1 protein-coding gene, 1 tRNA gene and 1 pseudogene are annotated in these 854 nt (G+C 57.0%); 2 read left to right on the top strand and 1 reads right to left on the bottom strand.

Annotated features, from left to right (window positions below):
- Positions 1-183: 183 nt before the first annotated feature.
- Positions 184-260, bottom strand: a tRNA-Gln gene (locus Cte04_RS21710).
- Between the two features lie 143 nt (positions 261-403).
- Here Cte04_RS21710 and Cte04_RS21915 point away from each other — a divergent pair.
- Positions 404-592 (top strand): hypothetical protein, encoded by a 189-nt coding sequence (locus tag Cte04_RS21915; protein WP_157082239.1) that lies wholly within the window; start codon positions 404-406, stop codon positions 590-592.
- Between the two features lie 136 nt (positions 593-728).
- Positions 729-854: pseudogene (locus Cte04_RS22105) on the top strand (porin); the annotation flags it as partial.

Raw genomic sequence — 854 nt, 5'->3', positions numbered from 1 at the left:
CCTTCGTTCAGCCGCACAACGGCAGGGCAACACACGCCAGACGCAACAGGCCGCTCATGGTGGAACAGGAGTGCGCGGCATCCCCCGCGCACGAAAAGCGAGGCCGGAATACCCGCCACGGCATGGAAACCAGGCGCGCAAAGCAAAAACCCCGCCTGCTTTCACAGACGGGGTTTTCTATCTTGGCAGGGGAGGAAGGACTCGAACCCTCGCATGCCGGAATCAAAATCCGGTGCCTTGACCAACTTGGCGACTCCCCTACGATGGACGCAATTCTATAACGATTTTTCGCTATGAAAATTGAAGTCAGCGAAAAATTGTGCATTCGCAGCATTTGCGAAGCGTTTCGCCGGCATCCAGGCCAACCCAGGGCGCACTCCGCCGTAGTCGCGGCTTTCGATCCATGCACGGCGCCCTGCGTGCGGATGGCGGCAGCCTCGCCGGCTGCCCCTATCCGGAGGCCGTCATTTTCATCCTGACATATGACGCAATCACTGTCCGGCCGGACTCCTGCCCGCGTTCCGTCGACCGTGTAGCGCATTTCCCGAACATCCAGTCGAAGCGTCAACTAGGAACATCCATGAAGAAATGACGCAAAAAAACCACTGTCACGCACTCGAAATAGTGATTTCATCCGTCTTTGTGGAATTGAACACAGTCGTGTATACAAACCGTCGCTACATTTCACACCGCAATTTCTTATATAGCAATCAATCAAGAGAGGCTCCATGAAAAAATCGTTCATCGCACTCGCTGCGGCCCTGGCCTGCTGCGCTGCCGCACAAGCGCAAAGCACCGTCCAGCTCACCGGCCTGGCCGACATGTACGCCGGCTCCGTCAAGATGGCCGGCCAG

This window comes from Comamonas terrae, assembly GCF_001544075.1.
Lineage (GTDB): Bacteria > Pseudomonadota > Gammaproteobacteria > Burkholderiales > Burkholderiaceae_C > Comamonas > Comamonas terrae.
The sequence above is the reverse complement of the archived record's forward strand: the minus strand, read 5'-3'. Positions and strand labels throughout refer to the sequence as shown.